The sequence below is a fragment of the Acinetobacter entericus genome, from assembly GCF_026168575.1.
GTDB lineage: Bacteria > Pseudomonadota > Gammaproteobacteria > Pseudomonadales > Moraxellaceae > Acinetobacter > Acinetobacter bouvetii.
In genome coordinates this window covers 1-13,175 of the sequence record NZ_JAPEQW010000045.1, presented here as the reverse complement: position 1 = coordinate 13,175, position 13,175 = coordinate 1, and the positions used below count along the sequence as shown (strand labels likewise).

Genomic DNA, 13,175 nt, shown 5'->3' with positions numbered 1-13,175 from the left:
CTGGTCACCCAGAATTAAACCGAAACGCATAGCCATTCCAGACCCTATGAAAGATAGCGCAGTGTAAGTCAAGACAGTTCAATTTTTTGTGAAAATAAAGATCATTCTGCATGTTGAATCAATCCAACTCGACCAGATGGCCCGCTGACATCGCTCAGAAATGATGAGTACTGCTATAACAAAATATTCATCCCTACAATGCTAAAGCCAGTTGATGAAACTCGCTTTACATGATTTCTTAATACATGAGTAGTGTGAAAATTATGTGATTTTAATCAAAAAGATACAAATTATTATGGTTGTAATTCAAGTAGCTCACGCCTAGTATCTGGCTTGAAGTTACTCCATGTGNATTCATCCCTACAATGCTAAAGCCAGTTGATGAAACTCGCTTTACATGATTTCTTAATACATGAGTAGTGTGAAAATTATGTGATTTTAATCAAAAAGATACAAATTATTATGGTTGTAATTCAAGTAGCTCACGCCTAGTATCTGGCTTGAAGTTACTCCATGTGAGCTTCCTTAGTTTTGTCCCATACACCCCTCTGTATGGGATTTTTTTATCAGGGAATTGTCATGAGCATGCATTCAAAAGCGTATATTTTTAGACAGCAGCAATTACTAGTGGATGAGCATTTTCAGTTGCCGCAGGTAGAAAGACTGCAGCACGACCTAAACCTGTCGGAAAATTGCGAGATCATTGCTCGTGACCTGAAAGAAGACGAACCGGTGCCGGAAGGTTATCAGCTGGTTCCAATCCGGCAACTGGTGCAAGTCTGGAGCAGACCGCAGTTTGAACAGGCTAGCCGTGCGGTACAGTTACTGGAATGGCGCCGTAACCACCGCTTTTGCAGTAAATGCGGTCACGCCACCCAGCAGCATGTCAGCCAGTATGCCATGATCTGTCCATCCTGTGGCTATAACCAGTATCCGCGGGTGAATCCCTGTGTGATTACCATCATTACCCGAGGTACAGATGAAATTCTGCTGGCAAAAAATGCTCGCAACAAAACCCAGATGTACAGCCTGATTGCAGGCTTTGTTGAAGTTGGAGAAACCCTGGAAGAGGCAGTAAGCCGTGAAACGCTGGAAGAGGTGGGACTACAAATCAAAAATATTCAATATCTAGCCAGTCAGCCGTGGCCGTTTCCCAGCAATCTGATGATGGCCTTCAAGGCAGAATATCAGGGAGGGGAAATTCAGATTCAAGAAAATGAACTCAGCGATGCGCAATTTTTTAAATTTAATCAGTTACCCGAGATTCCGTTCAAGGGCAGTATCGCCTATGCCATGATTCAGCATGTGATACATGGAACGCCTGTTGCAGATGACAGTAAAGAATGGCTTTGAAATTTAAAAAGAGAAATGTTTGAATATTTAGATGATAATTTCAGGCTGAAATAAGAGCGGAAATATAGAAAAGGAACTCTCAGCACTTGCCACGGACTTTGCCCGTTTTCATTCTATAGACTGAAATAAAGAGCTTGGCAATGATGGTGCTGCATGGTTTTTAGTGTGGTGTCATCGGTTCGACCATGTGGATGTGCTGTATTTTGCAGACCCCTATAAACAGATGCCGTCCTGAATAGGTTGGGAATAATTTAGATAATCTTGAAAATTTTTCCACTTGAAGTACTTTGGAAAAACATATCAAAGCTAGGTCGAATATCTTCACCATCCACGGTTATATATTTGACATGGGAGTAAGACTGGCTAGCGTCAAAATGGTGATTAACTGTGGCCTGAATAGAATATTTGATACCGAATTGATCTTTTATATTTAGATTTTGTTTAAGCATTTAGATATACCTTGAAGAACAGCACGAAAGATAAACGATTACATGGCTTGATTATTCATAAATTTTTAAGTTAAATAACTTTATGATTTAACTTAAATAATTGATTCATAGAGATATAAAATGTACGACTATCTAAATTTAAATCTACTTCAACGCCAGATTCTAGACGTACTTTTTTACCAACTTCGATCGTTTTAAACCCTTCACGTGTATTTTGCATTTTATTTAAAGGGATTAACGAGACAATAATTTCAGTACCATTTGTAGATTTTGCCACTAATTCATTATTTTTTAACAATGTGTATCCTATTTTTGTGAATTTTTCGAAGAATATGATTAACAACTTTTGAATTAAAAAAGTACAGTGACGTACTTTTTTAATTCATCTAATTACTTAGACCGCAGTAATATTAACTGCGTTTGGTCCTTTTTGACCTTGAGCGATGCTGAATTCAACTTGTTGACCTTCAAATAAGGTTTTAAAACCTGAACTGGCAATTTCACTGAAGTGAGCAAAAACGTCTGGGCCAGATTCTTGTTGAATAAAACCAAAACCTTTAGTTTCATTGAACCACTTAACCGTACCTTTAACAATATTTGAGTTTGACATAATAAATCCTACTGATTTTTTAATAATTTTAGCCATTTTATTGACTGCTGATAACTTGGAAAATAATAATGAATGAGACTTAAAATCTAAAAAAACGAAGGATTATGAATAAAACGACGATACTTAACAGAGATTGAATGAAACAAGATTTTTTTCTAGTTAAGATCACTATACATTAAAAATAAATTTAATCAAGTTTTTTTATATGTATATTTGATTATCTTATAAAAGGGATCTGAATCTGGAAAGAGTTTGTTGATCTGGTTGACTTTTTTTAACAAGTCTATCGACAGCATTGATACAGAAAAAACTAATTTACCGCTTAAAAATGGGATCCAATAAAAAATGATTATACCTTTTTTTCAGGCTATAAAATTGAAATTTTGCCTACATTCGCCCTGCATTTGATCTTCACGCTTTGTTCACATCTAGCTGGGTTATCTTAATCCTGAGATCCAACAAGGCTAAAAAATGAAGATGCGATTTAAGTCTGCTTTTGCAGCGATAGCACTGTCTATCATCAGCTTAAATACAACGACTCAAGCAGAAACTGCTGCGCCTCAGGCAGTAGATCGGGTAGATATACAGAAGTATGCCGGTAAATGGTATGAAATTGCGCATTTACCGATGTATTTTCAGCGTAAATGTATAGCTAATATCACGGCACAATATAGCGTCAATGCCGATCAAACTATCAGGGTATTGAATAGCTGCCGAATTGCCAATGGCGAGATAATTAGCTCTGAAGGTGTTGCGTATTCGCAAAATCAGGGGAACAGCAAACTGAAGGTCAGCTTTTTGCCTAAAGGTTTAAGATGGATCCCCTTTACTAAAGGTCATTACTGGCTATTACGAGTAGACCCGGAATATAAAGTGGCACTCGTGGGGGGCCCAAGTAATAAATACCTATGGATTTTGTCACGTGAACCGCAACTAGATGAAGCAACTTATCAGTCATATATAGACACTGCGAAAGATTATGGCTATGACGTGACAAAACTTATCAAATTGCCTCATTAATCTGCTAACCTTTTGCCGAACTGATAAATCTCTCTACAGTTCGGTTTTTTTTCCTTACTTCACATAAAATTCATACCTGACTGATTACACTCATCAAATAGAATAAATACAATCGCTCGAAAGTAGGATGAGTCCATGTTGAAAAGTCTGATGCGATGGATAGACAGCTGGTCTACACCCACAGCGCCCGAAACACTGACGGCTGAAAACAGCAAGATTCAGTGGCAGCGGATTTTACCTTTTATTCTGTTGCATCTGGCTTGTCTAGCAGTGTTCTGGGTGGGAGTGTCGTGGTTTGCAGTGGGCTTTATGCTGCTGTTCTACCTGATTCGTATGTTTTCCATTACGGCTTTTTTTCATCGCTATTTATCGCATAAAACCTTTCAGACCTCGCGTCCAGTGCAGTTCCTATTTGTATTACTAGGCACCATGAGTGCACAGCGTGGCCCCTTATGGTGGGCAGCCCATCATCGTTATCACCACCGCTATACAGATTCTTCACAAGACCCGCATTCATCTACCCACGGTTTTTGGTATAGCCATGTGGGTTGGTTTCTGAATGAATATAACTTTGCCACGCGTAAAGAAGTCATCAAAGACTGGCTGAAATATCCGGAATTAATCTGGCTAGACCGGTTTAGTCTAATTGTGGTGCTGTTGACCGCGGGTGGGATTTATGCACTAGGAGAATGGTTGGCAATAGCTTGGCCGCAACTGGGGACTTCCGGCTTGCAATTACTGGTCTGGGGATTTGTGGTGTCCACTGTATTGCTGATTCATGCGACCTTATGTATCAATTCACTGGCGCATCATTACGGCAGCCGTGATTTTGACACTGATGATCAAAGCCGCAACAATTTATTCTTGTCTATCATTACCTTGGGCGAAGGCTGGCACAACAATCACCATTATTATGCAGGCAGTACGCGACAGGGCTTTTACTGGTGGCAGATTGATGTGACCTATTACCTCCTAAAAATTATGTCTTGGCTCGGGATAGTCTGGGGCTTAAAGCCAATTCCAGCGCGGATCTATGACGTCAGTAAAATTGCACAAGCTCGAAAACAGAGAAAAGTAGCCAAAACAGGCGCACCTACTATTCATTCTAAGGAATCACCATGAAAATTGCGATTATTGGTTCAGGTATTTCCGGTTTGTATGCGGCCTGGAAATTAAGCAAAGCACATGAGGTCACGGTCTTTGAAAAAAATAATTACTTTGGCGGCCATACCGATACCCATCAGTTGAATATAGATGGCGAACAGGTCGCAGTGGACAGTGGCTTTATTGTATTTAATGAGCATAACTATCCACTGTTCTGTGCAATGCTCAAAGAACTCGGGATTCAATCGCAAAGCAGTGACATGGGCTTTTCGGTGAACAATCAGGTCACTGGCTTGCAGTACAATCCTTCAAAAAAATTCTCGCTGTTGTTCCGACCGCAAAACTTCTTTAACGCTGATTTTCGCATGATGTTGTCGGATCTGTTCCGTTTCTATGCTGCGAATAAAGATATTGATGTTGAACAGGTCGATGCACAGCTCAGTATTGATGCATATCTCAATCGACATGACTATTCCGAAGCCTTTCGTCAGGAGCATCTCTATCCGATGTGCGGGGCGCTATGGTCCTGTCCAGTAGAGCAAGCTGGACAGATTCCGTATAAATTTGTGGTGAGCTTTTTTCAGCACCATCGTATGTTGCAGCTGAAAGAGCGACCTTCGTGGCTTACGGTCAAGGGTGGATCAGCGCGTTATGTTCGTGCCATTCAGGCCCAATCGAATATGACTTTCCGCAAGACAGGTGTGCTTCATGTATCCCGTAGTGCCAATGATGTAGTGATTGAAACGGCACAGGGCAGTGAGCGTTTTGACTGGGTAATCTTTGCCAGCCATGCTGATGATAGCTTGAATTTACTTACAGACTCGTCAGCGCAAGAGCGGGAAGTACTTGGCAAGTTTCGTTATCAGGATAATCATATGGTGGTGCATTCCGATACTCATATCATGCCCAAATCCAGACGCCAATGGGCCAGCTGGCATGTACATGTAACACCTAGCCATGCAACTGAATCAACTCCATTCCAGCATAGTGGCATGCATTATGGTTTCAGTTACTGGATGAACCAGTTGCAAAACCTGAATTGTAAAACCCAAATCTTTGCCACACTCAATCCTAACTTTAACCTCGATCCGAAAAAAATATGGGTAGAACGATATTACCGTCATCCAGTATTTGATGCTGCCGCGATTGAGGCACAACAACGTTGGGCTGATGTTAATGGTCAGAACCGGACGTCATACTGTGGTGCCTACTGGGGCTGGGGCTTTCATGAAGATGGAGCGCGTAGTGCTTCATGGGTTGTAAATCAGTTGCTGCAACACACTGAGCAAGCGGCTTAGGAGTACAGAATGCAAATGTATCCACTGGCTATCGCTTCTACCGAAATTCGCCATCGTCGCTATTTGCCCAAATCGCATGCTTTTGAGGTGAAGCTTAGCTATTTATGCTTTGATCCGGATCAACTGGCAAATTTTACCCAAAAATCTTGGTTCTGGTCTTCTAGTCGCTGGAATTTATTGACCTTGGATGAGCGTGACTTTCTGAACATGGAATATGGCTCGATTCGTCAGAAAGTTGCACGGTTACTGATCAAGCACGAAAACTATCATTTACCACATGCTGCATCCATCCGTGTACTGGCTTTGCCACGCACATTGGGTTTTCGTTTTAATTCGGTGGTGTTTTATCTGATCTTTGATGCCACTGACCAATTGCTCTTTGTACTGAGTGAAATCACCAATACGCCGTGGAATGAACGTCAGGTGTATATTCACGATTGTCGGCATAATACCACTGAACATACGCCTTACCAGAGCCACCAGTTTGATTTTAAAAAGGCCTTTCATGTGTCGCCATTCATGCCGATGTCGCTGGATTACCGTTGGCGTTTTAGCTTTTCAGAACAGCAAAATGTGATTCACATGCAGCTGTTTGAACAAGAAATATTGCAATTTGATGCCACGATGAAATTTAAGCTGCAAGCCATCACACTTCCTTCACAGCAACATCGATATGCTGTATTAAAAGTTCTTGAGCCCTTTAGGATGGTGAGCGGGATTTATCTACATGCTTTGCGCTTATGGAAAAAGAAAATTCCGTTTTATCGGCATCCTAAAAAAGAAAAAGGAAAGACATGACTATGAAAACACTGTTAATGGGAGAGCATACCGAACTGCCGATAGTTCTACGCCATATGCTGAAATTGCGTCATGGTCAGCTAATATTTAAAGGTATCTGGAATGGTCTAGTCGGGGAAAATTACAGTGACTTGCATGCAGTAATTCAAGTTCACGACCAACGCCTTATTGATTTGCTGTTCCGTAATGGTGTACTGGGGGCAGCAGAAGGCTTTATTCGTGGTTACTGGAGCAGTGAAGATCTGGTCAACGTAATTCGTATTCTAGCACGTAATCGTGATGTGCTTGATCGGATGAATCAAAATGTAGTGGCAAAAGCCAGCCAGTTGGTACTCAAGGCTTGGTATAAATCCCGCAAGAATTCGATTGATGGTAGTCGTCAGAATATTGCTGAGCATTATGACTTGAGCAATGATTTTTTTAAATTGTTCTTAGATTCCAGCATGATGTATTCCAGTGCGGTGTTTAAAGAACCCTGTATGAGCTTGGAACAAGCTTCAGATTATAAAAAAGAACTGATCTGCCAAAAACTTCAATTGCAACCGATGGACCATTTGGTTGAAATTGGCAGCGGCTGGGGAGGCTTTGCCATTTATGCGGCTCAGCATTATGGCTGTAAGGTGACCACCATTACCATTTCCAAAGCTCAGTACGATGAAGCACTCGCCCGAGTTGCTGAAGCAGGGCTGTCTCATCGGGTGTCTGTACAGCTTCAGGACTACCGTTTACTCGAGGGTAAATACGACAAATTGGTGTCCATTGAAATGATTGAAGCAGTTGGTGAGCAATATTTACCAACTTATTTCCGAAAATGCCGCGAGCTCCTCAAGCCGAATGGTCTAGCCCTGATACAGGCGATTACGATTGAAGATGCACGCTATGTTAAAGCTTTAAATACGGTAGATTACATTAAGCGTTATATTTTCCCCGGTAGTTTTATTCCATGTATCAGTGTGATGACGCAAACGGCTTCGGAGCAAAAACTTCGTCTCAAACATCTGGAAGATATTGGTCAAAGCTATGCACAAACTCTGAAGTGCTGGCGCCAACGTTTTCTGGAGCAGCGTGATCAAGTGCTGCAACTTGATTTTGATGAGCGTTTTATCCGCATGTGGGATTTTTATCTGTGTTATTGCGAAGGCGGCTTCCGCGAAGGTGTGATCAGTGATGTTCATTTGCTGTTTGAAGCCAGTGCTTACTAAGCAGAAATAAAACGGGAGGGCGAGATGCTGCTAGATTTATTTTTGCTCAATGTCTTCATCATGCTCTGTAGCTGGGTGTTGGTGACCTATAACCGCAGAGCAGGGCTGGTTGATGTTGCATGGAGTTTCAGTATTGCGCTCAATGTGATTATTGCAGCTTGGGCGATTGACAGTGCACCGCTGTTGGTTCGGTTATTTCTGGGACTGGCAAGTGGGATCTGGTTTTCGCGGCTGACTTGGCATCTGTTCCGGCGCTATGCTCATGAAACCCAAGAAGACACGCGTTATGCCAACATGCGCCGAGCGATGGGGGATTATCAGCATCTCGGTTTTCTGGTGTTTTTTATATTTCAGGCAGGTTTGGCGTTACTGTTTTCTTACCCAATGTTGAACTTGTTAACTATCTCGACCGAGCAATGGAGTGACTGGACTTCGGTCACCGTGATTGTGGCGGGCATGATCATGCTATCGGCATTGATAGGCGAAAGCACTGCCGATCAGCAACTTTACCATTTTAAGCTAGATCCGCAGAATCAAGGTAAAAGCATGGATCAGGGCTTGTGGAAATACTCGCGCCATCCGAATTATTTTTTTGAATGGTTGCATTGGTTTGCCTACCCAGTGCTCGGTCTGGCAGCAGGAAGCTATGAATTATGGATTTATCCGCTGCTGATGTGGCTATTCCTGTACTACCTTACGGGGATTCCTTTTAGTGAAAAACAGGCACTGACCCATCGTGGCGACAACTATAAAGACTATCAACGACGAACTTCAATGTTTATTCCGTGGCCACCCAAAGAGTAGGTAAATACATGGACTTTATGATTCAACAATCTTTAAAACTGATCGAAAATGGCAAGCTGCCAGATCCAGTGATTCGTGCTGGTATTAAAATCTTGAGCAAAAAACGTTTGGCACAAGAAGGTCGATTTGACCCAGCACTGGCTGCGCAGCGCTATATGGATGTGCTGAGCATGCTGAAAAACAGTGAAATTGCCATTGAGACAGACAAAGCCAATGAGCAGCACTATGAACTGCCAACTGCATTTTTTCAGGCAGTACTCGGTAAGCGTCTGAAATATAGCGCGAGTCTATTTGAACATGCCGATACGACGCTGGATCAAGCCGAAGAAGCTGCTCTTGCTTGCTACTGCCAACGAGCGCAACTGAAAGATGGTCAGGATATTTTGGAAATTGGCTGTGGCTGGGGGTCTTTAAGTCTGTATATGGCTGAGCGTTATCCAACGGCCCGTATTACGGTCGTGTCAAATTCTTCAACACAGCGTGAGCATATTCAGGAACAGGCCTGTTTAAAGAAACTGGATAACCTGACGGTGATCACTTGTGATGTCAATGTGTTGCAACTTGAACCTGCCTCTTTTGACCGTGTGGTATCGGTGGAGATGTTTGAGCACGTGCGTAACTATCAAAAACTATTTGAAAATATCAGTATTTGGCTCAAACCAGATGGCTTATTGTGGTGTCATATTTTCTGTCATCGTTTCTTGCATTATCCGTTTGAAGTCAAAAATGAGTTTGACTGGATGTCGCAATATTTCTTCAGTGGTGGTTTGATGCCAGCGGCCTCAACTTTCCTACATTTTCAGCAACATTTGCAGTTAGAACAGCACTGGCAATGGGCGGGTACGCAGTATGAACGTACCGCAAATGCTTGGCTAGAAAATATGGATGCTAAACAGGCCGAGCTAAAGCCTTTGTTTGAACAAACTTATGGCGCGGATGCCGCAATCTGGTGGCAGCGTTGGCGGATTTTCTTTATGGCCTGTGCCGAACTGTTTGGTTATGACCATGGACGCGAGTGGGTGATTGGACACTTTCTGTTGAAGAAGAAAGCCGTATAATTGAACAGTGGGATGGGCCAGCGGGGAATGCATCAATGTTAAAGATGTTTAGGGATAAACGTGATCATCCTCTGGGTGAGGTGTTTAACCGATACTACTGGCTGCAAATCGGATTCATTGCCCTGTCCGTGGTGATTGGGATTGGCTTCAGTGCTTGGGTGATTAAAGGGTCTTTGCTCAGAACAGCGCTAGAACAGGAAATGTCACACTACTGGCAACGACTGGAACGTAATCCTGCCGCAGAATTGCCCGACACCAAAAATCTGTATGGTTACCGCTGGAACACTGTGCCACCGCCTCAATTTAAGACTATGCAGCTTGAGCAAGGGGTGAATCGGCATTTTGTCGATGGCAAGGAACGCATGACTGTTTATGGTGAAAAAGACGGGCAGCATGTGCTGTTGGTTTTTGGCGAAAGTAATGTCAATAAACTGGTCTGGTTGTTTGGTCTGGCACCACTGATGGTCAGCTTGTTTGTGCTTTATAGTGTGCTGTGGTGGTGGAATCGCCGTGCTCGGCGCTATTTTTCTCCAATTACCCGTCTAGCCAATGCATTGGAACATATTGACTGGGAACATCAAAAAAATCAGGCTTCGCCGTTTCATGACATCCGGACTGATTCAAATCTGGAAGCAGAATATCTGAAGCAGGCGCTAGAAAAATATCATCAGGTCTTAAGCGATTTTATTCAACGCGAACGTGAGTTTACCAGTGATGTCAGCCACGAGCTGCGTACCCCACTGACCATTTTAAAAGGCAATGTGCAGTTATGTCAGGCACGTTATGGCGATAACAAGTCGTTTACTCGTTTGCATAACACTATTGAAGATATGCAACTGCTGGTGGATACGTTGTTAGCAATCGCACGCAACACCACCGATACTTTAACGGCTGAACCGACTGTGCTTTCCGAATGTCTGGAAAATCTGCTTCAGGATTTGGACAACGTGAGCCATAACAAAGGTATGCAGATTGATTTGCAAAAAGACCTCGATGAACAGCCACGTAAACTTTACCCATCGATGACCAAAATGGTATTTGGCAATATTTTGCGGAATGCACTGAATTATTCACAAGGCACAGAAATTGATGTCATTTTGCAAAAAAATACAGTATTGATTGCAGATAATGGTGTCGGCATTCCTTTACCGAATAACTCCAAGGTGCAAGAACTGTCGGGGCAGCAATTGCAATTAGAGATTAAAGGTCATGGCATTGGACTACAACTGGTACAGAAGTTGTGCAAGCTGCTTGGTTGGCGAGTGGAGTTGTTTGATCGGCAGTATTATCTCAGTACCCATCAAGATGTTGATCTGGCGATGACGACTGGACTGATTGTTGTCGTGTATTTAAATTAGGACTCAGCTTCGAAAGCTTATGCTTCTAAAGTGATCTTTAACCCGACACCAGATATGGTATGAATTAGCTTTTTTTCAAAAGGCTTATCGACCATTTTACGCAAATTATAAATATGACTACGCAGGGCATCGCTTTCAGGCTCTTCATCCCCCCAAAGTTCGATCATAATTTCCTGTTTAGTCAGAACTTTAGGTGAATGACGCATCAGTAGTTTGAGCAGTTTGAACTGAATCGGTGGTAGTTCAATGGTTTGTCCAGCACGAGTCAGTTGCTGTGTTGCAGGATCTAGAATCAGATCATGAATTTGAAGACGGCCAGAGGAAACTTCACCCTGTGAACGCTTGATCAAAGCTTTGACTCGAACCACCAGCTCATTAAAGTCAAACGGTTTGACTAGATAATCATCCGTTCCTGAGTTGAAACCTTTGAGTTTGTCATTTAGTGTATCGCGTGCGGTGAGCATCAGCACAGGAAGGTCCATACCTTCTTTATTTCGTAGCCATTCACAGAGTTCATAACCCGAACCATCAGGCAAGTTAATATCTAAAAGTAAAATATGATAGCGTTGCTGCTTGAGCAATTGGCGCGCAGCATTTAGGTTTCGAGCATGATCGACCACAAAACCATGCTCTTCTAGAAACTCGCATAAGGTAGATGCCAGTTCATAATGATCTTCGACCATCAAAATAAAATGTTTAGACATAACTGTAGTGACTACTTTATTAATTGCTGTTTTAATTTAGCACTAAATGGTTGAGGACCTAGCCATATATTAAAATATTGCTGAGCTTGCGGGTTCTGAAGTTGTCCCTGAATTTTCTGGTTTAAGTATAGGCTTAAGGTATGTGTGGCATGGCTATACTTTAGTTGGTATAGATCTCCTGAGTTCACTGGACGATACAAATCGGTGATTGGATTGAAAACAGCATGCATTTTTTGATCTTTAATATTACGTTTGAGTAGATATGTAGCTGCACGTTTGAATGCCCACTCTGGAATATTCTGTGTATAGCTAAAATCCATCTGCATGTTTTGACCTTGCCAAGGCAGATTACAGTTTTGCGCAAAGTAACTGGCCACACCGACCTGTTTTTGTCCCACCATGAGTGGACCATTACCACATTTATTTAAGCTCTGTGCATGCGCCCACGAACCGAAACTCCCGAACATCAGTACAGTGGTTATGGCTACTTTTTGAAAGGCAGTACCCATGAATAGGTTCCTCCTACATAGGGCAAAGAACGATATAGACCATTGGCAGGATCCCAGAAATCTTGTTGGAAAATAATCTTATGGTTTGGGTTGACCTTTATTTCACTGATTCCAAAAGAATCCATTGTTCGTGTTTTCCCGAACATTTTAAAATCATAAACCATATGCCAATGCACATAGGCAGAGTCTTGATGATACGAAGTATTTAATAGACGGACAGTGACATTACTCACCCGCTGGTTCATACCCTGAAAATGTTCAAGCAATTTTTTACGTGATGTAAATTGCGACAGCGTATCGTTAATAAAAAGCTGATCTGCATACAGTGCTCCAGCATTTTCAACGAATTGAGGTGTACCCATGGTATTAAATGCCGAAGTGAAGCGGGTGCCAATTTCTAATGCTTTTGCATCATCTAAGGGTATGCCCTGAATACTGGCTCTGGCATTTGCATAATCCGAGGAATAACGAGGAACACTTTTACATCCTGACAGGAAAAGCACGGGTAAGGATAAGGCAATTGCCATTAACGTTTTGAGTTGATTCATGTTCACTGTCCATCTTCACCGTTCATCCTCACACTTTAGGGGGGCTAGAGTGAACAGAATGTGAAGATAAAAGTTCAAGTCAGTACATTGAATAGAATTGTGGTGATCAATGATTAATTTTTTTAAACTTTTTCTTCAGCCATTAACCAATGAATAATATTCATGACATCAGGATTCTCATTATTTTTGCTGACCATGGCATAAAAATTATAGTCACAATAGATAAAACCAAAAGGGGCAATGATTCTTCCATTCAAAATTTCTTTTTCGACTAAAATTTGAGGGGCTATGGCAATTCCTAAGCCTGAAACAGCGGCTTCTATCATTAAATTGAGACTATCAAAATAACGATCATTCGCT

16 protein-coding genes are annotated in these 13,175 nt (G+C 42.0%); 9 read left to right on the top strand and 7 right to left on the bottom strand.

Features of this window, described 5'->3' with window-relative positions; genetic code table 11:
- The first annotated feature begins 579 nt into the window (after nt 1-579).
- Entirely contained in the window at nt 580-1,353 is a 774-nt protein-coding gene (gene nudC, locus OKC24_RS18215) for an NAD(+) diphosphatase (RefSeq protein ID WP_067670018.1), read from the top strand.
- 251 nt (nt 1,354-1,604) lie between these two features.
- On the opposite strand, the gene OKC24_RS18210 is transcribed toward nudC, so the two are convergent.
- The 3 genes from OKC24_RS18210 to OKC24_RS18200 form a co-directional block, all read right to left on the bottom strand.
- Entirely contained in the window at nt 1,605-1,802 is a 198-nt protein-coding gene (locus tag OKC24_RS18210; RefSeq protein ID WP_067670020.1) for a hypothetical protein, read from the bottom strand.
- Between the two features lie 70 nt (nt 1,803-1,872).
- A complete protein-coding gene (locus tag OKC24_RS18205; RefSeq protein ID WP_067670022.1) occupies nt 1,873-2,100 on the bottom strand; it encodes a hypothetical protein in 228 nt (75 codons plus the stop codon).
- A gap of 96 nt (nt 2,101-2,196) precedes the next feature.
- Nucleotides 2,197-2,412, bottom strand: coding sequence for a cold-shock protein (locus tag OKC24_RS18200; RefSeq protein WP_067670082.1), 216 nt, complete (start codon nt 2,410-2,412; stop codon nt 2,197-2,199).
- 471 nt (nt 2,413-2,883) lie between these two features.
- Here OKC24_RS18200 and OKC24_RS18195 point away from each other — a divergent pair, with 471 nt between their 5' ends.
- From OKC24_RS18195 to OKC24_RS18160, 8 genes are all read left to right on the top strand, one after another.
- Nucleotides 2,884-3,432: a lipocalin family protein gene (locus OKC24_RS18195; protein ID WP_067670024.1), complete on the top strand. Its 549-nt coding sequence runs from the start codon at nt 2,884-2,886 to the stop codon at nt 3,430-3,432.
- A 135-nt stretch (nt 3,433-3,567) separates the two neighbouring features.
- A complete protein-coding gene (locus OKC24_RS18190) occupies nt 3,568-4,554 on the top strand; it encodes an acyl-CoA desaturase (RefSeq protein ID WP_130144983.1) in 987 nt (328 codons plus the stop codon).
- Complete coding sequence (locus tag OKC24_RS18185) at nt 4,551-5,834, top strand: NAD(P)/FAD-dependent oxidoreductase (protein ID WP_130144981.1); 1,284 nt, start codon at nt 4,551-4,553, stop codon at nt 5,832-5,834. The genes OKC24_RS18190 and OKC24_RS18185 overlap by 4 nt, the downstream gene beginning before the upstream one ends.
- A 9-nt stretch (nt 5,835-5,843) precedes the next feature.
- Entirely contained in the window at nt 5,844-6,632 is a 789-nt protein-coding gene (locus OKC24_RS18180) for a DUF1365 domain-containing protein (RefSeq protein ID WP_130144979.1), read from the top strand.
- A complete protein-coding gene (locus OKC24_RS18175; protein WP_004981573.1) occupies nt 6,629-7,834 on the top strand; it encodes an SAM-dependent methyltransferase in 1,206 nt (401 codons plus the stop codon). Before OKC24_RS18180 ends, OKC24_RS18175 begins: the two co-directional genes overlap by 4 nt.
- Nucleotides 7,835-7,858: 24 nt before the next feature.
- Nucleotides 7,859-8,638, top strand: a complete 780-nt coding sequence (locus tag OKC24_RS18170) for a DUF1295 domain-containing protein (RefSeq protein WP_067670033.1) — start codon at nt 7,859-7,861, stop codon at nt 8,636-8,638.
- An 8-nt stretch (nt 8,639-8,646) separates the two neighbouring features.
- On the top strand, nt 8,647-9,696 hold the full coding sequence (locus OKC24_RS18165) for an SAM-dependent methyltransferase (protein ID WP_067670035.1): 1,050 nt from the start codon (nt 8,647-8,649) through the stop codon (nt 9,694-9,696).
- Nucleotides 9,697-9,731: 35 nt separating this feature from the next.
- Nucleotides 9,732-11,054 carry a sensor histidine kinase gene (locus tag OKC24_RS18160; protein ID WP_130145092.1) on the top strand — a complete coding sequence of 441 codons (1,323 nt, stop codon included), beginning with the start codon at nt 9,732-9,734 and terminating at the stop codon, nt 11,052-11,054.
- Nucleotides 11,055-11,071: 17 nt separating this feature from the next.
- Here the strand turns inward: OKC24_RS18160 and OKC24_RS18155 are convergent, their stop codons facing one another.
- From OKC24_RS18155 to OKC24_RS18140, 4 genes are all read right to left on the bottom strand, one after another.
- On the bottom strand, nt 11,072-11,758 hold the full coding sequence (locus OKC24_RS18155; RefSeq protein ID WP_067670039.1) for a response regulator transcription factor: 687 nt from the start codon (nt 11,756-11,758) through the stop codon (nt 11,072-11,074).
- A gap of 11 nt (nt 11,759-11,769) precedes the next feature.
- Nucleotides 11,770-12,267, bottom strand: a complete 498-nt coding sequence (locus tag OKC24_RS18150; protein WP_130144977.1) for a chalcone isomerase family protein — start codon at nt 12,265-12,267, stop codon at nt 11,770-11,772.
- Entirely contained in the window at nt 12,243-12,815 is a 573-nt protein-coding gene (locus OKC24_RS18145; RefSeq protein ID WP_067670043.1) for a nuclear transport factor 2-like protein, read from the bottom strand. Before OKC24_RS18145 ends, OKC24_RS18150 begins: the two co-directional genes overlap by 25 nt.
- 122 nt (nt 12,816-12,937) lie before the next feature.
- Nucleotides 12,938-13,175: LysR substrate-binding domain-containing protein (locus OKC24_RS18140; RefSeq protein WP_265466130.1), on the bottom strand; the 238-nt coding region annotated here is incomplete at its 5' end.